This is a genomic window from Paremcibacter congregatus (assembly GCF_006385135.1).
Taxonomy (GTDB): domain Bacteria; phylum Pseudomonadota; class Alphaproteobacteria; order Sphingomonadales; family Emcibacteraceae; genus Paremcibacter; species Paremcibacter congregatus.
This window is the reverse complement of the sequence record NZ_CP041025.1, coordinates 2,878,998-2,901,667: the sequence shown is the minus strand read 5'-3', so window position 1 is coordinate 2,901,667 and position 22,670 is coordinate 2,878,998. Positions and strand designations below refer to the sequence as shown.

The window sequence follows — 22,670 nt, the reverse complement described above, 5'->3', positions numbered from 1 at the left end:
GACCTTAACGGCAGGCCTGAACAAGCTGGCGAAAAAAACGGCGTTGGCTCTGGTTATAGAGCATCAGCTCCGGATGCCATTGCACACCGAGAAGATAACAGTCATCACCAGATGTTTCGATTGCCTGGGCGATGCCGTGGCGGTCCTGGGCGCTGATAATAAGCCCCTGACCCAGGCGGGCGATGGCCTGATGGTGAATGCTGTTGACCCGGATCGCCCGTCGGTCGCCATATAGGGCGGACAACAGCCCTTCTTCGACAATCCTGACGCTCCGCCGTAGAAATATCTTCCCCAGAAGGCTGGTGGTGGGAAGAAAGTCCTTATAAATATTCCTGGCGTTTTGATGCAGGCTGCCGCCCTTGACAATGTTGATCATCTGCGCCCCGCGACAAATGCCGGCGAGCGGCTTGCCTTGGCTCAAGGCATGGCTGATGACCGCCTGTTCAAGGGTGTCCCGCGCCGGTTCCACATTAAAACTGGCGGTATTTTTCTCGCCGTAGAGGGCTGGATCAATATCTCCTCCCCCGGAAATCAAGAAACCGTCGCAGTTTTGAAAGTCTTCAGACCGGGATGCGGTTAGGCGGCGGGCTCTGCCGCCGGCCCAGCGGATGCCAAGACGATTGCAAAACCACATCACGTGACCCTGTTCTTCCGCGCCGGTCACCCCGATGACAGGGGATGGTTCAGTCATCGGCATTGTCCGGCCAGTCCCCGTTATCCTGGGCTGTTACCATGATCTGGGCCACTTCTCTGGCCCAGTCTTCCTCGCTGGTGAGCCAGCTTTCGTTATGGCTATGCCAGCGGGTCATAAGCTCTGTGAACAGGGCGTCACTGTTGGCGACCTGTTCGACATGCAACCAGCGCCGCCATTCCATATCCAGTGACCAATCCGGGTTGGCCAGTTCACAGTTGGGCAAGCGGTAATGAAAGGTTGGCCGGGGATTTATTTTTTCTTCCGCGCCATAAAGACGACGTATCAGGGCCGCGTCGATATGGGCGAACAGCGGCAACATGTCGAGCGCCCGGTTACGGGTTGGGTTATCCGTATAATAATCCGTAACCAGTTGGGTGAAACCGGGTTGGTAATGGGACTGTAGAATACGTTCATAATAGGGTTTTGGAAACGGCGTGATGAAGCGGGTAACCCGACGGGCAAAGTCGACATTATGCTGCTGCTTCAGCCAGGGATAGAGAAGAAGAAAGCTTTGCAGATGCCGAAGAATAGAAGCGGTATCGGTGCTCAACACTTCCGGGTTGATATGCAGGCCAAAGGCGAAATGCAGTCTGGAGGTCGTATCCTGGGCGTCCTGATCCCGCAACTGAACGCAAAGTTTTTCCAGGTCGGGGATTTTGCGGAGCGGGATCGGGGGGGCGACGATTTCATAGGGGGCTATTTTCGCACCGGCGTCTCCGACGGCCTTGTAAAGTTGAACTTGCAGATCGTCTGTCAGGCTTTGATCCTCGCCTGATGTGGTTTCTGTTTCTGCCGCGGCCTCGGCGAGTTTCTGTAGCGGGATGGCGTCCAGTTCGAGTGTGAACTCACCAAGCGTGGTATCCAGAACCTGATAGATTGCATCTGTTTCCCGTGTGATGGTGCCGCCATAAAGGTCGTGAATGATTTCTGCGGCTGTCTCCAGTGTCAGGCCGGCATATTCGATTTCAAATCCCACGAGACGCTCCGTACCGTTGTCGGTTTTGTCCTGCGGGGTGTGGTTTTCATGTGGGGTAATTTTTGCATCCTGATGTTGTTCGTGACAATAGGCGGCGTCAAATACCGCCTGACCATTATAGCAGGTCACGAGCCTCATCACAAACGCAGGCCGGAGATCGGGTCATGTCTCTGTTGCGATCAGCGGGGTTTTATGCGCCATGGCAGTTCGGTTTCCATGCCGAGTGGCAAGGGAATAATGGTCTGGTCGCCGATCTGCAATGGCAGGACCTTTTCCGGTTGACGTTCGAGGATGAAAGTCTCTGTTGGCTGTGGAAGAGAATAAAATTCCCGCCCGATGGTGCAGAGGAAATTTTCAAAGACTGTCTGGCCGGCTTTGGTTGAGAGGTCCACGCCGGCCATTTCAAAGGCCTGGGCGTAAAGTTGCGGCGCGACGCGGCCCGTATAGCAGCCGGCGGCGCAGCCACAGGGTGTGGTTTTCCGGGTGTGGGGCGCACTGTCTGTGCCGGCAAAAAATTTACTGTTGTCGGGGGCTGTTGCGGCGGCTCTCAGGGCGGCGCGGTCTGCGTCGAATTTCACCAGCGGCAGGCAATAGAGATGATATTTCAGGCCGTTGAGCAGACTGCCAACGGTGTAGATCAAATGCTGCGGCGTGATGTTGGCTTTAACATGCGCCGGCGCATCAAGGATGAAGTCCACGCCGACCTTTGTCGTCAGATGCTCGCCAACCAGGCGCAGCTCGGGAAAACTGTCCACCAGGCGCGGCATGCGTTCGCGATAAAAGATTTCTTCTGCATTTTCACCCCGGTCAAAATAGCGTTCCGGGGCCAGCCCGTGTTCTTCGCCGTGCAGGCACAGCGTGACACCGGCCTCCTGCATCGCCTGAAAGACGCCATTCTCCATGAAGTGCGTGAGCGGTGCACCAAACTCGGCGCCGGTGGTGCCGTGGGGCGGGTAATACTTACAGGCCTTGAGCAGGCCACTGGCGGCGCCTCTTTCAATCATATCCGGGGTGGTGTCCCGGGTTAGATAGAGCGGCACAATCACCTCGCGAAATGTACCGTGGGACGCGGCGATAATTTCAGCGCGGTATTGTTCGACGCTTTTATAATTGGCAACCTCGTCGGCAGCGAAGATCTTGCCCACCGGCGGGGCGGTATTGGGCATGGCCAGCGCCCCGGCGCAGCTCATCGCCACATGATCGCTGACCGTGGCGGGCAGGGTATCATCCTGACGGAAATGAGTATGAAGATCGTACCAGTGGGGCAGCGTGAATTCGAGGGCCATGCGACGCGCTTTCTGTTCAGAGGATATCCAGTGTTCTTACCTTTTAGAGAAAACCTTTGTAAAGGGATATGGAAATTTTTTTGCGGTGGTGGGACAGGTTTTTGCTTCAGAGGGCGGCTGGATACAAAAAATGACCTAACTGTGAATCAGCTAAGTCATTGAAAATAATGGTGCCCGGGGGCGGATTTGAACCACCGACACGCGGATTTTCAATCCGCTGCTCTACCCCTGAGCTACCCGGGCATATTGGGCAATTTGAGGTCCCCACTTGCGCGGGTGGATGGGTTATAGAAAAAAACGTGAGGTCTGTCCAGCACTGGTTTCAAAAAAATGACAGATTTTTTAAAGTCGCCGAATTCAGCGGCTTTGCGTCTGTCCCCGACCTCTTTAATAGTCCTCTTCTGGGTCTGTTTCCGGCAGTTCCGCATTCTCTCCGGGAATCGCATAATTACCCTTCAGCCAACGGCCAAGGTCCACGTCGGCGCAGCGGGCCGAGCAAAAGGGGTGAAACTTTGGCGTCGCCGGATGTTGTGTACAGATGGTGCACAGATTGTTGCTGTTGGCTGGGATCGGTTTCTGCATGGATCAGGCCTTCTGCCTTGATGATGTTAGCTGCAGCTTGCTGCCGCTCTGTCGGGTGAATTGGTCGAGTAATGCAGGGTGCGTCTCAAGCCAGTCCATGACCGCCGGCGAGGTGGTGACCTTCAGGGGCAGGCCAGGGCGCGCTGCGGCGTCGCGCAGTGCCTGACGCAGCAGCGCCAGCGCCTGAGTGTCAACGGTCGCTTGCGGACGGTTGCTGGCAATCAGCTGCCGGGCAAGAGGCTGGTGACTGGCCTTGCGGGCGAGTTCCAGCAGGCCGAAGGCCGACAGGTTGCTGCGCTGGACCTGCTGTGGGTCCTCCAGGATCAGATTGTCGACGACCGCCAGCAAGTTGGTGACATCGGCCTTGCCCGACATATTGATGAAATCAATGACGATCAGACCGGAAATGCCACGCAGGCGGATTTGGCGGAAAACCTCGCGGGCGGCGGCGAAATTGATTTTCAGCCGTTGTTTCATCGGATCATTGGTCTCGCGCGCGGTGCCCATATTGACATCGACCACCACCAAGGCCTCGGTTTGTTCAATCGTGATCCAGGCGCCGGAGCGCAGCGGAATTCGGGTATCGAACATCTGGTCAATTTCTTCTTCGACGCCGTAGGTCTCAAACAGCGGGCTCGGCGCATCATGAAGGTGCAAATGGGGTAGAAGGTCCGGGGCAAAATTGGCGGCCCAGTCCTGCGCCGCCTTGAGGCAGGCCGGCCGGTCAAAAATCAGGCGATCATAACGTCGGCTGCCATAGTCGCGCAGGATCTGCTGCAGCGCGTCTGGCCCCTGAGCCATCAGGTAAGGGGCTTTCTTGCGTTCGCGATTTTCCACCGTCCGGATCCAGTGTCGAATCATATGGCGGGCGGTTTTTTCCAGTTCCTCATTGGCGAGATCGGCGGCTTCGGTGCGGAAAGTCAGCCCCATGCCTTTCAGGTCGAGTGTCGCGCCGAACTGCTTGAGTTCTTCGCGACGGTTCGGGTCCTTGATGCGGCTTGAGACAAAGGCGCCTTCGCGGAAAGGATGGAGAATGACAGCAGAACTGTGCAGTTCGAGACGACAGGTCAGCTTGACGGATTTATCCTCGGCGGCATCGGCGGTAACCTGCACGATGATTTTCTGGCCTTCATGCAGTAGCGTCGTGAGGTCCTTGGGTTTCTTTCCGGGTCGTTTGGGCAGCAGGGTCAGCGGCAGAAAGCCGGTCACATCCTGTCCCAGGTCGACGAAGGCTGCCTGGAATTCAGGGCTCAGACGAATGATCTTGCCGTAAAAAATGGCGCCGACAAGGGTCGGGTTATGGTTGCGAAACAGGCGAATTTCCCGTACGCTGTCGTCTTCCACATGGGCGAGGCGGGTTTCGCCAATGGCCGAATTAATCAGGATATCAGAAGACATAGCCATTTCCCTGCAACATATTCGTGGTTTCAAACAACGGCAGGCCGACCACATTGCTGTAGGACCCGTTAATGCTCTTGATAAAACGGGCGGCATGCCCCTGGATGGCATAAGCACCAGCCTTGCCCTGCCATTCATCATGAGAAAGATAAGCGGCGAGGTCCGTATCGGACAGGCGTTTGAACAGGACGCTGGTGGCGACCACCCGCGAGACTTGTGTGCCTGTCGGGGTGATCAGGGAAACGCCACTATAGACTTTATGCCGACGACCGGACAGGAGGGTGAGATATTTTCGGGCCTCTGCAGTATTTTCCGCCTTGCCAAGAATTCGGTTGCCCAGCGCGACGACAGTATCGGCGGCCAGAATATAGCAATCTGAATGGGCAGTTTTCAGGGCGGCGGCTTTTTCAACAGCCAATCGTTCGGCGAGCTTGCGCGGGCTTTCTGATTTTTGTGGTGTTTCGTCAATATCAGCCGGGACGATGTCATCGGGAGCGAGGCCGATCTGGGCCAGCAGCTCGCGTCGGCGCGGAGAGGCGGACCCAAGGATTAAAGGAAAAGATACAGGGAGTGATGACGTCATGACGGCGGATGTCCTGAGGTTTCAGGGAAATCAAACGCCGGCATATTCAGTAGAGAAATACAGGCGTTCACTTATTTGAAGCGATATGTGATGCGGCCTTTTGACAGGTCATAAGGTGTCATTTCGACCAGAACTTCGTCGCCCACGAGAACCCGGATACGGTTCTTGCGCATTTTACCAGCAGTATGCCCCAGGACTTCATGGTCGTTTTCTAGTTTCACCCGGAACATCGCATTTGGCAGTAACTCTGTTACCACGCCGCGCATTTCCAATAATTCTTCTTTCGCCATTTTGGCTCCTCAATATAAATCTATGCCGAAGATACATAGCCAAAACGACAGATTTTTCAAGTCTTTTTGTTATTTTTCCACGATTTAGACGTAAAATGCTAAACCTTTGGGAAATAATCCACATCAAAGCGTTTTTTGATGCGCTCCGTGATCATGTCGCGGGTCTGACGAAAGGCGGCAAGGATATTCTCCCGGTTGCCGGTGACCGCCGTTGGGTCAAGGGTCGGCCAATATTCCACCTGACAGTCGTAGGTGCGGGTCAGATCAATGGCTTTATGCTGGGCTTCGGGGCTGAGGGTGACGACCAGATCAAAGCTGCTGTCCATCAGGTCTTCGAATTTTTTAGGCCTATGGTCGGAAATATCGAGCCCGACTTCTTCCATCACGGCGATGCTGAAGGGATTGGCGCTGTCCTCTTCCGCCCGGATGCCGACACTGTCGGTGAAAATCCGGTGGCCAAAATAATATTTTGTCAGGGCTTCGGCCATGGGAGAGCGTACGGCGTTGAAATTGCACATGAACAACACGCTGTCCGGCATTTTAAGCGGGAGGTCATTGTCCGAAATAATCGGGGTTATGGGCGTGATGATGACGGCCATTGGTTATCTAATCTGTAAGACACAAATCAGGGTAAACAACCGTCGGGCGGTGTGAAAGTCGATTTTGACTTTTTCGGCCAACCGGTCGAGCAAAATTTCAGAACCTTCGTTATGCAGACTGCGCCGCGCCATGTCGATGGTTTCGATCTGGCGGGGGCTGGCGCTTTTGATGGCGGCGAAATAACTGTCGCAGATCTGAAAATATTCCTTGATGGTTTTGCGCAAGATGGACAGCGGCAGAAGAATGGTGGTCAGCTCCTGATCCGCTTCCGTACGCACGATCATGGCGAGACGGTTGTCTTCCATGCGCAGGCGTACCTTGAAAGGCCCCTGATACTGGCCTGGCAGGTCTTCGACGGGCTCATAATGATTTTTTTCCAGCAAATCAAAGATGGCGACGCGGCGTTCATGATCGATGTCCGCGTTCCGGCGGATAATGGATTTTTCATCCAGTTCGATATGGCAGATACGATGTTGGCTGCCGGCATCACTCATATGTCGTCCCTTAATTTATACGTGGTTCAGTCACCCTCTGTGGGGGCATTGTTCAGCCGAATGCCGATTGATCGTCCGTGGGCCTGCAGACCTTCTTCTTCCGCCAGAGTCATCGCGGCCGGGCCGATTTGCGCCAGACTTTCCCGGGTGCATTCTATCAGAGTATTTCTTTTCATAAAATTAAGAACATTCAACCCGGATGAAAAACGCGCACTGCGGGCGGTGGGCAGCACATGATTGGGGCCGGCGACATAATCACCGATGGCTTCCGGGGTATAGCGGCCAAGGAAGATTGAGCCGGCATTGGGAATTTTCGCCGCCATGTCGCGCGGGGCGTCTATGGCGAGTTCCAGATGTTCAGGCGCCAGGCGATTGACGAGGGGAATGGCCTGATCCAATGTTTCAACCACAATCACCGCGCCATGATCGTTCCAGCTTTTACGGGCAATATCGGCCCGGGGCAGGGTTTTGAGGTGATCTTCCACGGCATCACAGGTGGCGCGGGCAAAATCCGCATCATCGGTAATCAGGATCGCCTGGGCGACCTCGTCATGTTCTGCCTGTGACAAAAGATCCATGGCGATCCAGCGGGGATTGTTCTGGCCATCGGCCACCACAAGAATTTCTGATGGCCCGGCGATCATGTCGATGCCGACGGTGCCGAAAACTTCTCGCTTGGCCGCGGCGACAAACGCATTGCCCGGGCCGGTGATGACATCCACGGGAGAAATGCTTTCCGTTCCATACGCCAGCGCGCCAATAGCCTGGGCCCCGCCGATTTTATAAATTTCCGTAATGCCGGCAAGTTCGGCCGCGGCAAGCACCAGCGGGTTGAGGTCACCGTTAGGGGCCGGCACCACCATGACAATGCGCTCCACCCCGGCACATTTGGCGGGCATGGCGTTCATCAGTACGGAAGAGGGATAAACCGCCTTGCCACCGGGCACATAAATGCCGGCGGCGGCAACCGGGGTCCAGCGCGCGCCAAGCGACACACCGGCATCATCGGTATAGTTGTCATCTTCCGGCAGATGGCGGCGGTGGAAACTGTCGATACGTTCCGCGGCTGTTTTTAGGGCCTGAAGTACATCCGGGGCGCAGTGGGATTTGGCGTTTGCCAGTTCCTCGGGGCTGACCCGGATGGTCTCCGGGGTAAGGTCAAGTTTGTCAAACCGGCTGGTATACTCGAAGACGGCGACATCGCCCCGGGTGCGTACATCGGTTAGAATCGCGCGCACCACATCGGAGACATCCTGATCATCGTCGCGCCGGGCGGTGATGAAATCCTCAAACCGGGCGGTAAAATCGCTGTCTGTATTACTTAAAAGAGTTACCATTTCTGCTCTTCTGTCTGTTAGGCGAGGTCTTTACGGGCCCCGATATTCTGTAAAATTTCACTGATTTCATCATTGCGGGTTTTGAACGCCGTACGGTTGACGATGAAGCGCGAGGTGATGTCGATGATCTTTTCAATTTCCACCAGCCCGTTGGCTCTCAGGGTGTTGCCCGTACTGACCAGGTCGACAATCCGGCGGCATAGCCCGAGGCTCGGGGCCAGTTCCATGGCGCCGTTGAGCTTGATGCATTCGGCCTGGACGCCGCGCTCGGCAAAATGCTTGCGGGTGAGGTTCGGATATTTGGTCGCGACGCGGACATGGCTCCAGCGGCTGGGGTCATCCTGGGCGCTTAAGGCTTTGAGTTCGGCGACCGAAACCCGGCAATGGCCGATGTCGAGATCGAGCGGTGCGTAAATCTCGGGATAATCGAACTCGAGCAGCACGTCGTTACCCGCGACGCCCAGTTGCGCCGCGCCAAAGGCGACAAAGGTTGCGACATCAAAGCTGCGTACACGAATGATTTTCAGGCCGGGATGGTTGGTGTCAAAGGTCAGCTTGCGGGATTTTGGGTTATCAAAATCGGCTTCGGGGATAATGCCCGCGCCGCGAATGATCGGCATGACCTCGGTGAGGATGCGGCCTTTGGGCAGCGCCATGATCATCGGCTCATTTTCTGATTTTGGTGCAGACACCTGATTCACTCCTGAAATTCTTAAAAAATCGCTTCGTTGTACGAAATTGTGTCGGAACTATCCAGTGTTGAATCGCTCTATTCGATATTTTCGTCCTGCAAAATGTCTAGAATCTCATGTTTCGGGTGGCATTTTGCCGGCCAGGGAGCGCCAATGTCCTGCATCTGGGCCGATATGGTTTCGCATTGCAGGCGAATGACCCCTTCGCCGGAAAAGACAAAGTCCACGTGATAGGTGCCGTCTTTCAGTTCCGCCGCGTCAATTGACAGCAGTTCCATCGGATGTTCCTTGGCCTGAACGGCGATGTTCTGACTGGTGATTTTCAGGACATCTTCGAAATGCAGCCCGGTGCGAATGCGGCTGCAGGGGGACGGGGCCCCTTCCAGAACCGCCCCGGTGTCCGGGCAGCGATTTTCCCAGACGTAACGGTTAAGCATGATGACGAAGCGGCGGCTTTTACTTTGGTAGACTATGTCGCGCATCATTGTGATGGCATCCTGAAGGTAGGAGGCCATGATGACAATGTCTTCGATGTCTTCAGCACGGAGCCTGAGATTTTGCAGCTTACTTCCCCTGAATTAATGTGGCGTTAGACGCCGTCCGACCTGACGCGGGAGATTTTCGCCCCGCAGGCCTCCAGCTTTTGTACCAGACGTTCATAGCCCCGGTCCAGATGATAAATACGATTTACTTCTGTTATACCCTCTGCGGCAAGGCCCGCAAGTACCAGCGACATTGACGCACGCAGGTCAGTCGCCATCACCGGCGCGCCCAATAGACGTTTGATGCCGCGGATGGTGGCGGTGGAGCCGTTAACGGTAATATCGGCGCCCATACGGGATAATTCCGGCACATGCATGAAGCGATTCTCGAAAATGGTCTCGGTAATCACCGAGGCCCCGTCACACAGGGTCATCATGGCCATCAGCTGGGCCTGCATGTCGGTGGGAAAACCGGGATAGGGTTGCGTCACCGCATTGATGCCGATAATCCTGTCGGTCCCGAGCCGGGCGATCAACCCGCGATCGGTTTCGGTGAAGGTCAATCCGGCCTGTTTCAATATATCAAGCGAGCCGGCAAGTCCGGCTTCCAGATGATCACCGATGAGTTCCAGTTCGCCCCCGGTCATGGCGGCGGCGGCGGCGTAACTGCCGGCTTCGATCCGGTCCGGCATCACGGTATATTCCGCCGCATGCAGATCGCGGACGCCGGTGACTTCCAGACGGGCGGTGCCGATACCGGAAATTTTAGCGCCCATGGCGATCAGGCAGTGGGCGAGGTCGGTGATTTCGGGTTCTTTGGCCGCATTTTCAATGATCGTTACCCCTTGGGCAAGGCAGGCGGCCATCAGGATGTTTTCGGTTGCGCCGACAGATACGATCGGGAAATGCACGGTGCCGCCGGTGAGTTTGCCGGAGGCGCGCACATAACCGTCTTTTAGTTCGATCGTGGCGCCAATGGCTTCAAAGGCCTTCAGATGCAGGTCAATCGGCCGGTTGCCAATGGCGCAGCCGCCGGGCAGGGAGACGATGGCCTCGCCTTCGCGGGCGAGCAGGGGCCCGAGCACCAGGATGGAGGCGCGCATCTTGCGCACCATATCATAGGGGGCGGTGGTGCTTTTGATGGTGGGGGCGGCGATGGTGACCGTCTGGCCGCTGCCGATGTCCCAGCCTTCTTCCTCGTAACTGATGTTGCTGCCGAGTTCGATGAGCAGGCTGGCAAGAGTTCGGATATCCGCAAGGTGAGGCAGGTTATGCAGGGTCAGGCCGTCTTTTGCCAGCAGACCGGCGCACATCAGCGGCAGGGCGGCGTTCTTGGCGCCACTGATCGGCAGTTGGCCTTCCAGACGGTGACCGCCCTCGATAATGATTTTTTCCATAAACAGGCCTTACAGTTTTGGTAACGTTACGCCGGTTTGCCCCATATATTTACCTGACCGCAGGTTATAGGGAACTTCGCAGGGTTCGTTGCCCTGGAAGAAAAGGAACTGGCAGGCGCCTTCGTTGGCATAAATTTTGGCGGGCAAGGGGGTGGTGTTGGAAAATTCCAGGGTCACATGGCCTTCCCAGCCGGGCTCTAGCGGGGTGACATTAACGATAATGCCGCACCGGGCGTAGGTGGATTTGCCGAGACAGATCACCAGCACATCTTCCGGGATTTTGAAATATTCAACGGTGCGGGCCAGCGCGAAACTGTTCGGCGGGATGATACAGGTTTCTCCCGGCCGGTCGACAAAACTGGCATCTGCGAAATTTTTTGGGTCGACCGTGACCGAATCCACATCGGTAAAAATCTTGAATTCAGTTGATACCCGGGCGTCATAGCCATAGGACGACAAACCGTAGGAAATCACCCCGTCGCGATTTTGGCGATCTTCAAAAGGCGTAATCATGCCTTCACTAAGGGCTTTTTCTCTGATCCATTTGTCGGACATGATGCTCATGTGGGAATCCTTAAACTAAATGATGTAATGTTCTTGTTATTATGTACCCCAGAAAAAGGGGCGCGACAAGCGCTTGCCGCGGGGTCAGTCTTTTGACGTCTCTCCCGGTTGATCCTGACCAGGACTTGCGGTCTCTTTTGGGGATGTTCCGGGCGTACTTGTCTGCTTGCGGCGTTTCAGGTTATCTCTTAACGCCTGGACCAGTCGGTCCTGTTTTTGTTTTTTCTTTTCCGCTTTGGTCATATCCCAGTCCTTCGAAAACGTCTTTTGTCGTGCCGGTTCGATACGAATATCGTGGGCAATTCGGGCTAATTTAAGGGCAAAAAATAATAATCGCAAATAATTAAATTTTAGCGCTTGCGCAGGGGCAAAAGCTATGGCATGTTCCGCGCCATTCTGATAGAGGATGTGGCGGACGCCCACTTTTATCTGGCCCATGATCCGGGCCGCTGTAGCTCAGTGGTAGAGCGCGTCATTGGTAATGACGAGGTCGGGAGTTCAATTCTCCCCAGCGGCACCATTATTTTCATTTTATCTATATAAAACAATACATTAATATGTGTTGATGTTTGTTGTTGTTATTGGTCCTACAAAAAGGGCTTACAAAAATGCAGCAAATTCGTTATTTGTCTCAGTCAAATTTCGGTACCTATTATTTCAGATATACCCTCCCCAGTTGGTATGCTCTACGTTTTCCCTTTGCAAAAAAATGGATATACCTCTCCTTAATGACAAAGGATTTGAATGCCGCTAAACTCCGAGTTCAATCGCTTTCATTGTTTACACAGAAAACACTATATAAGATCAAGAGCGCAAAACTGGAGGGGCTGGTGGATAGAGAAAAAAGTTTAAATTCAATAATTGAAGAATATAGAGATTATATAGCTGGTGCAGATCCTTGGGAGCAAGAATCTGTGCATTTTAGAACACCAGACTTTGAAAGGATAATAGAACACATTGGGGAGGAACTAATATATATAAAAGAGGGGGGATTGCTAGGATATGTTGATCAAGATTTAAATAACTTAGAGGAACTCAGAAAGAAAATTGAAAATTCTTGCAAGAGAAAGAACGCAATAGAAATTGAAACTATTCTAAATAAAATGGTTCATTCTGAGGCGAAGAACACTGTTGTTCAAAATGAAAACCAAAGCCAAAAAACGCTTTTATCTGATCTTTTGCAAGAATATTTAAATGATGAAATTGGAGAGGTAAGGCCTAAAACTAGGGGAAAAATGAAATCACATATTGATTTTTTTATTAAGTGTATTGGAAATATTGACGTAAATGAGTTTTCTCAATCAAACTTGAGAGCATATCGAGAGAAATTAAATCAAAGGTCTAGAACTTTAAAAGGTGAGAAAGTATTAATTAGCAATGTTACAAAAAATGATCACCTAACCAGTTGTCGAACGTTGTTTGATTTTGCTATTGGACATTATAATTCAAGACTAGAAAATTATTTCACGAGCCCTGCTGTCTTTTATAAAGTGAAGAAAAGTGATAAGAAAGATCGTATTCCTTTTTCATCCGATGAGCTCATTGGAATTTTTTCCCATGAAATATTTACAGAAGGGGAATTTCTTCATCCTTATCAATATTGGGCACCATTATTGGCCTTGTTTACTGGAAGTAGGGAGAATGAAATTAGTCAATTACGGGTTTCTGATATCATCGTTGAGGATGGTATTAGTTGTATTAGTCATAATTTGTCTTCACCCGACAAGCACTTGAAAACAACTAAAGAGCGAGAGATTCCGATACACCCTACGTTAATAAAATTGGGATTTTTAGACTTTGTAAATTTATTTCGAAAACCTCGATACCAATGGGAAAACCAGCTTTTACCGCACCGTTTATTTAAAGGGTTGTCGCTTGATAAAACAAATGGCGGGTATCATAAGAACCTCTCTCGTTGGTTTAATGGTTGCTATGACAAGAAACAATGTCGACAAACAGGATTTAAGTATGAAGTTGGTATATCAACTCCTGTTAATCAAATGAAAGACTTTCATAATTTTAGGCACACTTTTTCTACCGAAATGGAGGAAGTTGGAGCACAACCAAATATTAGTTATCAGATCACTGGTCATTCTATCGATTCAGAAACCAGCAAAATGAATAAGTCTGCAGGTGCTAGGTATAGACACGGTGTTTCTGTTGCTAAAATGTACAAAGAGATTTGTAAGTTGAGTTTTGATGATGTGTTGATTAATGTGAAACCGTTCTTTGAATTGAACGGTGAAAAGAAATGTAGAAATAAACTAAATTAAAATAGAGATTATAGGTGGGATGCAATATTTCGTGTAGGTGGCCATTTGAATTTAATTCCTTCTTCAATATTGAAGAGGGAAAACGGTCTTGAAATAGGACTGATTTGCTTAAGGGTAGAAATATGAACCGAATAAAAAAAAATATAACTACTTACTTTTATTCTATTGATGCCCATGAGGATTTCTTTACAACTTTTATTTCGAACTTTAAAGCAAATAAAGAGGCAAGTTTAAGTACAAAGATTTTTAATTTAAAATCAAAAAAGCACTTAATTAAGATATTTAATGAACAAGTTTTTACAAATACAACTGCCTATGCTGTTACGGTTGTAAGGGAAAGAAATACATGGCAAACAAAAGCAACTAATGATGGTAAAATAACCGGAGTATCTTTGAATCAGGGGATTATTGGGGACCCGTATTTCTTTTTTGTAGTTCCTGATAGGAAGATGTTGTTGGGATTCACATCGGGACCAAGCGGGAGTATCAAAGCAGTTGGTAAGATATTGTTAGAACAGTTTAGTAGTGACCGTACGGATCGAATAAAACTAAATTTGATACCAAAGGAGCAAGAAAATTATGTTTTAGCTGAGTATCATAATCTTCAATTTAGTTTTCTTTCTTCGTATTTTTCTAATATATCAGACGATGCACCACAAATCATCCAAGGCTTAAAAAAGACAGCCCCTTATATTGGCATTAACACTCAATTAGCTGTAACTTTAGAGTGTAACGATTTTGTTGTTGGAGGGATTTCAAAAGACAGTATTATAGAAATAATTAATTATCTTTCTGAACATGAAGGATGTGCAGTTTTAAAAGTCAAGGGTGTCGACGGTGAGGGCAAAAGAACTTATTTGGACTTTGTAAATGCTTTTTTAAATTATAAAATAGAAATAGCCACTCGAAATAAGTTTATTGATGAGAATACAGCAATAGAAGTACTTAATAAGGCATTGATTGACTACTTAGAAAAAAAATAGTGTTTATTCACTGAATAACTCAAGTATCTCTTTTTTTGTGATAGAGTGAATAGTTTTTAATCTATCCTTTCTCAACAAATCAAATAGTTGCTTTCGCGAAGAAATTGTTTCTTTTTTCACCAGCTTATCATCGATTTCTTTGGCTGCTTCTCTAGATAGCCCCATATTGATCAGGTTAATCATTCTGTCATCACAAGCACCGATCTCCATGAAGGAATGTAATTTTACATTAGAAAGTTCAACATTCTTATTTACTAAAATAGTCTGAAGAATAAGCTGATAGCACTTTAGGGAATTTGACAAACGAAACCTTATATCATTATTGATGGCTTTTATGACGTTTCTAACACAAGTATTGACGCTTTTAGGTTTTTCAGAATTTTGTTTAGCCCTCCTTATATTCCACGCTATCTGCTCAGATATAATCTCCTTAAGACTATTTCCTAGAATCCACTTTTTAGTGATTATGCAAATATGTTCCGGATTGTTATCTGCGGTTGGTTGGTAGACGCCAAACTCTATCAATTTTTGACAAATCCTTAACATAGTGTCATATAAACTACCTGACTTAGGATGAGGTAAAACCCAATCTTCTAGTTGTTTTTGCTTGTTAAGAAAATTAAATAATTTATTTTGTTGAATATAACCTACAGTTGGATTGGCTTCTAAAGTAAATGCGGGAACTCTTAGAGAGTCATGGGCTAACTTTATATTATCAAGCAATAAAGCTCGTTTTTTTCTTCCAATATTAAGTTCGTCTGCATTTAAGGTTTTGTCTAATTTATTGTTAGCAAACTCCCTAATTAACTTGTTTGCTATGGTGTAAAATCTATATTGATCTCTCTCATCATGATCATAGTCTCCTTTTAAAGCTCTAATTATAATTTCAAATTCTTCATTTATTGATTTAAAGTATGTAGGTACTTTATCTTCTTCCTCTTGTTCGTTGTTAAAGTAATCTTTAAATCTCCATTTGTCCGGCTCAATGAGAAAGATATTACCACCAAAGTGCTGTAACATTCTTCCTGCTCGTCCGGTTATGTTGTTAATTTTAACGGCTTCGATCTGTTCAGATTTTTCATATGGGATGATCTGAATAGGGTCTTTTAAGAAAAGGTTTCTTGCGGGTAAATTTACTCCTTCGGCAAGTGTGCTTGTGCATACAATAAACTTAACGTGGTCCTCTTTTACTAGATTTTCCACCAAAACCCTGATTGAACTAGGTAAAGGTCCATAGTGAAAAGCAACACCTTTTCTAAGGTTATTTGCCAGTGAAAATTTACTATGCACGAACTCTTCTACATAGTTAGCGGCTTCTTCTAAAAGCGCATTTTGTGTTGTTTCTGTGATTCTTGAAGAAATTTTATTAGCAATATTTTCGCAATCATTAGTTTTATTTCGGTAAATGATATTGCTTTGACCTTTACCTAACTTACATATGATGTCAGCAAAATCTGTCTTGATAAATCCTTTTGGAATAATTTTAATATTTGTAGAATTATTTCTAGATATAACTAAGTTTGAACCTTTTAGTTTTATTGACATAATAATTTTGGTAACAGGAGAAATTTGAGTTATTTCCTTTTTGAACTTAATATCTTTAAAAATAGTCGAAAATGAATCTTGGTAATTTGATGATGGCATACTAATAATTATTTGAGGATAACTATCCTCAAGCATTTTTTCGAGAGTGAGGTGTAGCAATACCCCCCTGCTTTTGTCAGAGATGTTATGTGCTTCATCTATAAATAAATAATCAAACGTTAGGTCGCCAAGTAATAAGATTTCATGTAATCGTTCCTGCGTCATCACAAAGAAGGTCTTGTTAGCAAAAAGTTCCTTTTTAGGAATAGTGCAAATTTCGATATCGTTGTCATACCCACCGTCTTTTGCAATTTCATATATTTTTCCTGCTACCTCAGAAATTAGCGCCCGAGTAGGAACAATGATAGCGGCGAATGAGCCATCACTTTTTGCTACTTTATTGAGTAAGTAATTTAAAATAACATGTGTTTTACCTGCTGAAGTTGGCGCAGATGTGATTGTGTCATAGCCCTTTGAAAGGTCTTCCCATAACAAACGTTGAAAATCAGTTAGTGGGAAGTCCAACTCTAAAACAGTGTTCAGTGTTTCTCTAAACTCGTTTTGTGCTTCTGAATAGAAGTTGAGTTTGAAATCAAGCTCTGGAAATCGCTGGCAAAGAAGTTGAATATTTGGAAAATCACCTGAATTCACAAATATATTGTTAGCAATAGGTAATATTTCTTTATAGGTATCACCACATATATCTAACATCATCGATAGTAATATCGCGCCTTCATTTCTAATATTTCTCTTTTCTGACATATAGAATATTTGAGCAGATGAAATCAGTTTTTTGATGACTCCTCTACCGATAGGTTCATTTGTAGACGTTAAGCTCTGAATATATGAGTCAAACAAAATACCGCTATTTAGTTGGTATTCATCACTCTGGATAATTTTTTTCGCAAGTTTATTTAACAATTCGGTCAATTTTGAATCCCCATATATGTGACAAATTCATCAACTAATTCATCAACACAAGTAAATGGTAGTATTAACAATGAAACTTTATTGATATCCATTTCCTCAGATTCAACTTTACGAAAAAAGTCACCAATATAAACTTCCGCCAATTTTTTATAGTCTTTTATGAAGCCGCTCTCTGTAACATTGTCAGACATCAGTCTTGGTGCAGAAAAGCCTATAAAACAAGGAGAGTGAATAACATCAGATATCTCGATTCCAGAAAAGGGGTTAAGTAAATTTAAAAGTTCCGACTCAAACTTTTCGTCAATGTTAGGGAAGTCCATATGACTATCTATTAGGTCAAATTCAAACGCATATTTATCTTTAGCGGTTTTGATAGATGTGGCCGTTGATGTCGCTGCTGGTCCAAAATTTTTGTAAAGTTTTGATTCTCCCAAATATAGTTCAAGTTTTTCATCATGAAATTGACAGTGTACGGCATCTGCCCCAAATACCGGTATTCTAGATGCTGTTTTTAAGGAAATTTTGCTCAATATTTTGGGTGCTTTAAAGTAGATATCCAGTAAGGTAAAAAGTATCAACTCCCCCAACTCTCCCTTAGCAGTATGTTTACTTAGTTTGCGAATTGCTTTGTCAAAAAGTTCTTCAGCGGATTTCTTGTTTTGAAGACCAAGCTTTCTTTCGACCTCGGAGCATGAAAAAACAAAATTGGAAAGTATCCCATCTTTAACTATTCTAAAAAACTCTGAATAACCAATTCCATTATTTTCTGAGGTTAGATAAACAAGTAAAGTCTTTACTTTCCGGCCATCATTAAGGGTAAACGAAAATGGTACCTCTTTTAGAATAGCTTTTATTTCTTCTGCGTTTTTCAATTGTGGCTGAAGTTTTTGATTCATAAAGTTACTATCTCAAAAATGTATAAAAATACGATACCCTCGATGAGTGAGCGGTGTCAATTTTTTACTCGCTATCGTTTTCTATAGTATTTTGAACTGCTAGGGCGATGTCTGAGGCTCAAAAAAAAATCATAGGAGCCCAGAGTAAAGTGACTTTTTGTAGTTCTATTATTTCTAAAATACTCTCTCATACAGCCCAACGGTGTTGTTAAAGAAAACTGAAATTAGTCAAAGTAGCATTTAAAGAATGCCTTATGTCACTAGTGAGCGTTATTCAGATATGGGGGTAGTATCCGATATTACTTGTAAGTGATCATTTAGGTTTCATTCCCCTTTTTATTAGTGAAGAGGGCAAACGGCCTTGAAACAGGGCGGCGATCTTGTTTATTATCTGTTTCCAAATTCTCGGAGGCATTGGGAAAAGTTCCCAACTTTTGATGCTTTCATTTACTTATTATTTCTATTATCGTTTAAAAGAACAATTTGATAAATATAGGCTATCGTAATTGTTTTGCCTGTTTTTGATAATGGGTAATTCAAAATTTTTCATATATTTGACGTTTCGTACAATTGATTGTTGAATAAATTTAGTTCTATTCATGTCAGTTTGGATAACTAAGTTATCCATTTGGTCACATAAGTTTTTTGGTAAATTTAATAATATTGATTTGTTATTAGTTGCCATGCTTTCAAACCTTTATTTGTCTGCATAATCCTTCATTTGGTTAGAATTATAACATTTTGTGTTAGTCTTATTTTAAAGTTTAAATCCAGCTCAATTGAAATATTGATTAGATATTAAAATACTATGTGAAATATTGAAAAATATCTCATGGTTAAAACAGAATGGTCAAATAGTGGAACAACTCATTTGATCACAGTAATCGAATACTTTTGAGTAGTTTAATCCTTCAATCCAATATAAATTGGTTGGTCATAATCATTTTTAGGGTCGTATTTTTTGCTAGCATAATTAATAGCGCTAAAATTATTAGAAACTTCAGAAAGGTGTAATATCTCATTCAAATCATCACGTTCATCGTAATTGTAATGATTAATTGATGGTATTTTTAACCATTCATCATTGATCATATTTTTAATAGCATCACTAGTGAAATCAGCTTTGTTTTTATAAGAAATTTTTGGTGAATGAAACATGAAATGATAATGAATATTACGTTCAATTCTGTTGCCTTCTTTAAAACCAACCATCCAACACTTATCATTGTGTTCCCATTTCGGAAAAGATGGTTTTAAAAACTTTTTGTTTATTCTGAATACAACTGTTCTTAATCGCTGTGTGATTTCGTTTTCGTCAAACCATTGTTTTGGTGTTGGTTGTACAACCACGCAGTGACTGAAGCTAAAGCCACATAACCATTTTTGATATTCCGTTTTCAGTAGATGTTTTTCAATAATCATATTTGACCCTTCATTTAATTTTTTCATATAACTATTTATATAAATGTGTATATTTAAATAAACATACATATGAGAAAATTGATGAGATATGATGATGAGTTTAGATTAATAGTCACCAGGTATTTTCTTAAAACTGGTGACGTGAGATATACATCAAAAAAATATAATATACCTGTATCAACCATCTATAAATGGTATGAAAAATACAGAAAAGGTGGGGAAAATGGGCTAAGAAAGAAATCGACAAGACCTAATACATCACCAAATAAAACCTGTGATGAATTGGAACGATTAGTAGTTGGCGCTTGGCTGGAAATAAAAACAAGACGTAATTATGTAAATGTTAAGAAAAAGCTTGATGATAGGAATATAAAACTATCGTTACCAACAATCAAAAAAATACTAAATCGTAAAAATCATATGAGTTGAACAACACGTTTCATAGCATCAACATCAGATTCAATATACCGCTGTGTCATTAGCAATGAGCTATGGCGGGCTAACATCTGAACATCTCTCATGCTCCCCCCAACGGTAGAGATTTTACGGGCAGCATTGGTGATGAATGTACGTCTGCCGCTATGGGAACTGCACCCCTCAAAGCCCATTTGTTTATACCAGTTGGAAAATATATTTACAATTGCTTGAGCAGACATGTTTCCCCTTCTTTCTGAAGTAATGACATAATCATTTTCTTCTAATTGCCAAGATAATGACCATAATTCATGAAGGGCTATAGATAAATCACTATTCAACCATATAACACCACCGCTTGAACCCTTTGATGCGCTGTTGGTAAGCGATATGCAGTCAGAGATTTCACCGCTACTGGTCGTAATCATACGCCACGTTAGCTGAGATATTTCTTTGGCCCGTAACCCTGCTTTTAAGCTCAGTAAGAAAATGACTTTGTTTCTTACTGGTGATCTGGTGGACTGCAAATAATTCAGCACAGCTTTTTGTTGACTGCTGTTTAAAGTTTTTGCCTGTTTACCTAGCGCCATTTTATTTTCCCGAACTCATTATAAAACTACTTATAGCAGCAAAATGTATATGAGTTATTTTTGTAATTTCGATTCCATTCATATTTATACCATTAATTTCAATAGCTTACAACGACTCGTTATGAAATTGTAATTTTATACTGAAGTCAATAATGTAACTTTTAAGTGTGAATTTATCAATAAATTGAGGGAGAGGTTATGACGTTAGTAAATCAGGCGGGGAAATATATTTTTGCAGGGGCTGGTCTTAGTGCAGGACGCAGTCTTTGGTATAATTTTAAAAAAAATTGGCAGGTATATCTAATTATATTTGCCATCGTTGGTTCTGTGTGCTTTCCCTATTTAGGAGCCAGGAATATGATCAAAGGGCATAAGAAGAGAGGTTTTTTTAAAACCATATTTGTAACAATCATAGGAAATTCTCTCCTGATTATTACCGGCGGTGTTTTCTTTGTAATCGAGTATGCAATGATCATCGGGGTTCTTGATTTAAAAGTTGCTTCAGATCTGACTACTGTTTTGACAAATGTTGCATATGCTGTTGTCGTATTATGTTCAATTGGCTTTCTAGTTGGTTTTTTCCAACGGTCAAAGCGTCTTTTGGCTTTTCGAATTGAAAGTGAAAATGAAGACTTTATGGAGCAGCATAAATTTAAAGAAACAGGAACCGATGATATAACTCACTACGACTTTAACGATACACCTTTACGATTACTTGAAATGCAGAAAGATAGGATTTCATTTATGGTGGTGGGAGAAAGAGGAAAAAGAGCATTTATCAACATGGATAATGATGGTAAGTTTTTGGAATATATTCCTGCAGCATAACAAATTGTTGTATGTGATAAGTTTAATTCAAAATGGGGAATATATTTAATGATTTCTTTTTCAGCTAAAAAAATATACCAGGTCGTTTATATAGTAGCTAGCACACTAATTTGGGGGGTGGCATCATCTTTTGCGGTACCTGTTTATACTGTAACTGAAATTACTGGCGGTGATCTGGACGTGGGACAAATTAATCCCGCTGGCGTGAATGACAGTGGCCAAGTTGTTGGTGACATATACCTAAATGATGGCTCTACTCATGCTTTCGTTTGGGGTGCAGAAAATGGTATGACTGACCTTGGAGTATTTGGGGGGACGTATAGTACTGCTATAGATATCAACAACAGAGGGCAAGTGATTGGCAATTCAACTATTAATGATAGCAACGTGGGTATCCATCCTTTTGTTTGGGATGTAATTAATGGAAAGTCTGATCTAGGGGTCTTCGGGGCAGATTCTGCTAATGTTTTAGGAATTGATGATAATGGGAAAATGGTCATCTCACTTTCAGGGACTTTTGGACCGGGTGATGTTCCTGTTTTTTTATATGATACTATCACGGGTACACATACTGGGATCAATCCACCTCTTTTCTCTCTTCCCAGGACTCCTTCAATCGCCCCACAATCGCTAAATAATAGTTCACAGGTAACGGGAACAATAGTAACTGGAAATGGTGGTCCTCAAACAGTTGTCATTTGGGATGAAATAAACGGAAGAACAGATCTAGGTTCGCTAGGCGGCCGAGTTAGTTGGGGGTTAGATATTAATAATAATGGTCAGATTACAGGTAGGTCTGAATATCTTTTTGATAACGATGCTACACATGCCTTCATTGGTGAAGAAACAAGTGGGCTAGTAGATATTGGCACTCTAGGGGGAACAGGAAGTGTAGGAAATGCTATTAACGATAACGGTCAGGTTGTAGGATGGTCGCTTACAGAGAATGATAAAGGTTTTGCCGCCTTTCTTTGGGATGACGGTGTAATGTATGATCTAAAAGATTTAATTGATGTTGATGACCCTTTGTTTGGTCAAACATTCTTTGCATTTGCGGAAGATATAAATTCTTTTGGAGATATCATTGTTAGAGGAGGGAACGGAGCATATTTACTTACTGCTAACCGTTCAGGTATGATACCAACTGTTTCTGAACCGGCAATATTAATTTTGTTCGGGTTAAGTTTGTTTGGTCTGGGGCGGTATCGATATAAATTACGATATGTTTAAGGTTATAAATAATTGGTATAATTACATAATATAACGACGCAAAATAGGATGCCCCGAATGTCATTTTTTTAGGGTATCCTATTTTTTTAAGCCTACAGTAAATATAGAATTTCTAAGTAATATTCTCAGAATTTTTATTAGAAAA

The 22,670-nt window shown here is 45.2% G+C and carries 24 protein-coding genes and 2 tRNA genes; 6 read left to right on the top strand and 20 right to left on the bottom strand.

Translation table 11 applies throughout. The annotated features are described in order from the left end of the window. Window positions 1–4 precede the first annotated feature (4 nt). From FIV45_RS12775 to FIV45_RS12700, 16 genes are all read right to left on the bottom strand, one after another. A complete protein-coding gene (locus FIV45_RS12775) occupies window positions 5–691 on the bottom strand; it encodes a gamma-glutamyl-gamma-aminobutyrate hydrolase family protein (RefSeq protein WP_165777127.1) in 687 nt (228 codons plus the stop codon). Then, on the bottom strand, window positions 684–1,799 hold the full coding sequence (locus FIV45_RS12770; RefSeq protein ID WP_165777128.1) for an amidoligase family protein: 1,116 nt from the start codon (window positions 1,797–1,799) through the stop codon (window positions 684–686). Before FIV45_RS12770 ends, FIV45_RS12775 begins: the two co-directional genes overlap by 8 nt. A 50-nt stretch (window positions 1,800–1,849) precedes the next feature. Continuing rightward, a complete protein-coding gene (locus tag FIV45_RS12765; protein ID WP_099475352.1) occupies window positions 1,850–2,956 on the bottom strand; it encodes an amidohydrolase family protein in 1,107 nt (368 codons plus the stop codon). Between the two features lie 168 nt (window positions 2,957–3,124). Further along, window positions 3,125–3,199, bottom strand: a tRNA-Phe gene (locus tag FIV45_RS12760). 144 nt (window positions 3,200–3,343) lie between these two features. Beyond that, a complete protein-coding gene (locus FIV45_RS12755) occupies window positions 3,344–3,538 on the bottom strand; it encodes a DNA gyrase inhibitor YacG (protein WP_099475353.1) in 195 nt (64 codons plus the stop codon). A gap of 3 nt (window positions 3,539–3,541) precedes the next feature. Next, window positions 3,542–4,936, bottom strand: a complete 1,395-nt coding sequence (locus FIV45_RS12750) for a ribonuclease E/G (protein ID WP_165777129.1) — start codon at window positions 4,934–4,936, stop codon at window positions 3,542–3,544. Beyond that, window positions 4,926–5,519: a Maf family protein gene (locus tag FIV45_RS12745; RefSeq protein ID WP_099475355.1), complete on the bottom strand. Its 594-nt coding sequence runs from the start codon at window positions 5,517–5,519 to the stop codon at window positions 4,926–4,928. The genes FIV45_RS12750 and FIV45_RS12745 overlap by 11 nt, the downstream gene beginning before the upstream one ends. Window positions 5,520–5,590: 71 nt before the next feature. Continuing rightward, window positions 5,591–5,809 (bottom strand): translation initiation factor IF-1, encoded by a 219-nt coding sequence (gene infA, locus FIV45_RS12740; protein ID WP_099475356.1) that lies wholly within the window; start codon window positions 5,807–5,809, stop codon window positions 5,591–5,593. A gap of 98 nt (window positions 5,810–5,907) precedes the next feature. Further along, the gene (locus FIV45_RS12735; RefSeq protein ID WP_099475357.1) at window positions 5,908–6,408 is read right to left on the bottom strand and encodes an arsenate-mycothiol transferase ArsC; all 501 of its coding nucleotides are present in this window, start codon (window positions 6,406–6,408) and stop codon (window positions 5,908–5,910) included. Window positions 6,409–6,411: 3 nt separating this feature from the next. Then, window positions 6,412–6,903, bottom strand: a complete 492-nt coding sequence (locus FIV45_RS12730; protein WP_099475358.1) for a UPF0262 family protein — start codon at window positions 6,901–6,903, stop codon at window positions 6,412–6,414. A 26-nt stretch (window positions 6,904–6,929) separates the two neighbouring features. Next, window positions 6,930–8,240, bottom strand: a complete 1,311-nt coding sequence (gene hisD, locus FIV45_RS12725) for a histidinol dehydrogenase (RefSeq protein ID WP_099475359.1) — start codon at window positions 8,238–8,240, stop codon at window positions 6,930–6,932. Window positions 8,241–8,257: 17 nt separating this feature from the next. After that, complete coding sequence (hisG, locus tag FIV45_RS12720; RefSeq protein ID WP_099475407.1) at window positions 8,258–8,902, bottom strand: ATP phosphoribosyltransferase; 645 nt, start codon at window positions 8,900–8,902, stop codon at window positions 8,258–8,260. Window positions 8,903–9,009: 107 nt separating this feature from the next. Beyond that, window positions 9,010–9,495: a DUF2948 family protein gene (locus FIV45_RS12715; protein ID WP_268939788.1), complete on the bottom strand. Its 486-nt coding sequence runs from the start codon at window positions 9,493–9,495 to the stop codon at window positions 9,010–9,012. Between the two features lie 26 nt (window positions 9,496–9,521). Beyond that, window positions 9,522–10,811, bottom strand: coding sequence for a UDP-N-acetylglucosamine 1-carboxyvinyltransferase (gene murA / locus FIV45_RS12710; protein ID WP_099475361.1), 1,290 nt, complete (start codon window positions 10,809–10,811; stop codon window positions 9,522–9,524). A 9-nt stretch (window positions 10,812–10,820) separates the two neighbouring features. Continuing rightward, on the bottom strand, window positions 10,821–11,375 hold the full coding sequence (dcd, locus tag FIV45_RS12705; protein WP_099475362.1) for a dCTP deaminase: 555 nt from the start codon (window positions 11,373–11,375) through the stop codon (window positions 10,821–10,823). An 84-nt stretch (window positions 11,376–11,459) separates the two neighbouring features. Beyond that, window positions 11,460–11,813, bottom strand: a complete 354-nt coding sequence (locus tag FIV45_RS12700) for a hypothetical protein (RefSeq protein WP_099475363.1) — start codon at window positions 11,811–11,813, stop codon at window positions 11,460–11,462. Between the two features lie 7 nt (window positions 11,814–11,820). Here FIV45_RS12700 and FIV45_RS12695 point away from each other — a divergent pair. From FIV45_RS12695 to FIV45_RS12685, 3 genes are all read left to right on the top strand, one after another. Continuing rightward, window positions 11,821–11,895, top strand: a tRNA-Thr gene (locus tag FIV45_RS12695). Window positions 11,896–11,983: 88 nt separating this feature from the next. Further along, entirely contained in the window at window positions 11,984–13,648 is a 1,665-nt protein-coding gene (locus FIV45_RS12690) for a site-specific integrase (RefSeq protein WP_099475364.1), read from the top strand. A gap of 122 nt (window positions 13,649–13,770) precedes the next feature. Then, window positions 13,771–14,631, top strand: coding sequence for a hypothetical protein (locus FIV45_RS12685; protein WP_099475365.1), 861 nt, complete (start codon window positions 13,771–13,773; stop codon window positions 14,629–14,631). Window positions 14,632–14,634: 3 nt separating this feature from the next. On the opposite strand, the gene FIV45_RS12680 is transcribed toward FIV45_RS12685, so the two are convergent. From FIV45_RS12680 to FIV45_RS12670, 3 genes are all read right to left on the bottom strand, one after another. Then, window positions 14,635–17,145 carry a DEAD/DEAH box helicase gene (locus tag FIV45_RS12680; RefSeq protein WP_099475366.1) on the bottom strand — a complete coding sequence of 837 codons (2,511 nt, stop codon included), beginning with the start codon at window positions 17,143–17,145 and terminating at the stop codon, window positions 14,635–14,637. Next, complete coding sequence (locus FIV45_RS12675) at window positions 17,142–18,041, bottom strand: HamA C-terminal domain-containing protein (protein WP_099475367.1); 900 nt, start codon at window positions 18,039–18,041, stop codon at window positions 17,142–17,144. Before FIV45_RS12675 ends, FIV45_RS12680 begins: the two co-directional genes overlap by 4 nt. 903 nt (window positions 18,042–18,944) lie before the next feature. Then, window positions 18,945–19,463 carry a hypothetical protein gene (locus FIV45_RS12670; protein WP_133118627.1) on the bottom strand — a complete coding sequence of 173 codons (519 nt, stop codon included), beginning with the start codon at window positions 19,461–19,463 and terminating at the stop codon, window positions 18,945–18,947. An 81-nt stretch (window positions 19,464–19,544) separates the two neighbouring features. On the opposite strand from FIV45_RS12670, the gene FIV45_RS12665 reads away from it, so the two are divergent. Then, window positions 19,545–19,892, top strand: coding sequence for a helix-turn-helix domain-containing protein (locus FIV45_RS12665; RefSeq protein ID WP_165777130.1), 348 nt, complete (start codon window positions 19,545–19,547; stop codon window positions 19,890–19,892). On the opposite strand, the gene FIV45_RS12660 is transcribed toward FIV45_RS12665, so the two are convergent. Then, window positions 19,880–20,467 (bottom strand): tyrosine-type recombinase/integrase, encoded by a 588-nt coding sequence (locus tag FIV45_RS12660; RefSeq protein WP_099475370.1) that lies wholly within the window; start codon window positions 20,465–20,467, stop codon window positions 19,880–19,882. The genes FIV45_RS12665 and FIV45_RS12660 overlap by 13 nt on opposite strands. A gap of 198 nt (window positions 20,468–20,665) precedes the next feature. Between FIV45_RS12660 and FIV45_RS12655 the strand changes: the two genes are divergently transcribed. Both FIV45_RS12655 and FIV45_RS12650 read left to right on the top strand, forming a co-directional pair. After that, window positions 20,666–21,295: a hypothetical protein gene (locus FIV45_RS12655; protein ID WP_099475371.1), complete on the top strand. Its 630-nt coding sequence runs from the start codon at window positions 20,666–20,668 to the stop codon at window positions 21,293–21,295. Window positions 21,296–21,343: 48 nt separating this feature from the next. Beyond that, entirely contained in the window at window positions 21,344–22,525 is a 1,182-nt protein-coding gene (locus FIV45_RS12650; RefSeq protein WP_099475372.1) for a hypothetical protein, read from the top strand. The last annotated feature ends 145 nt before the right edge of the window (window positions 22,526–22,670 follow it).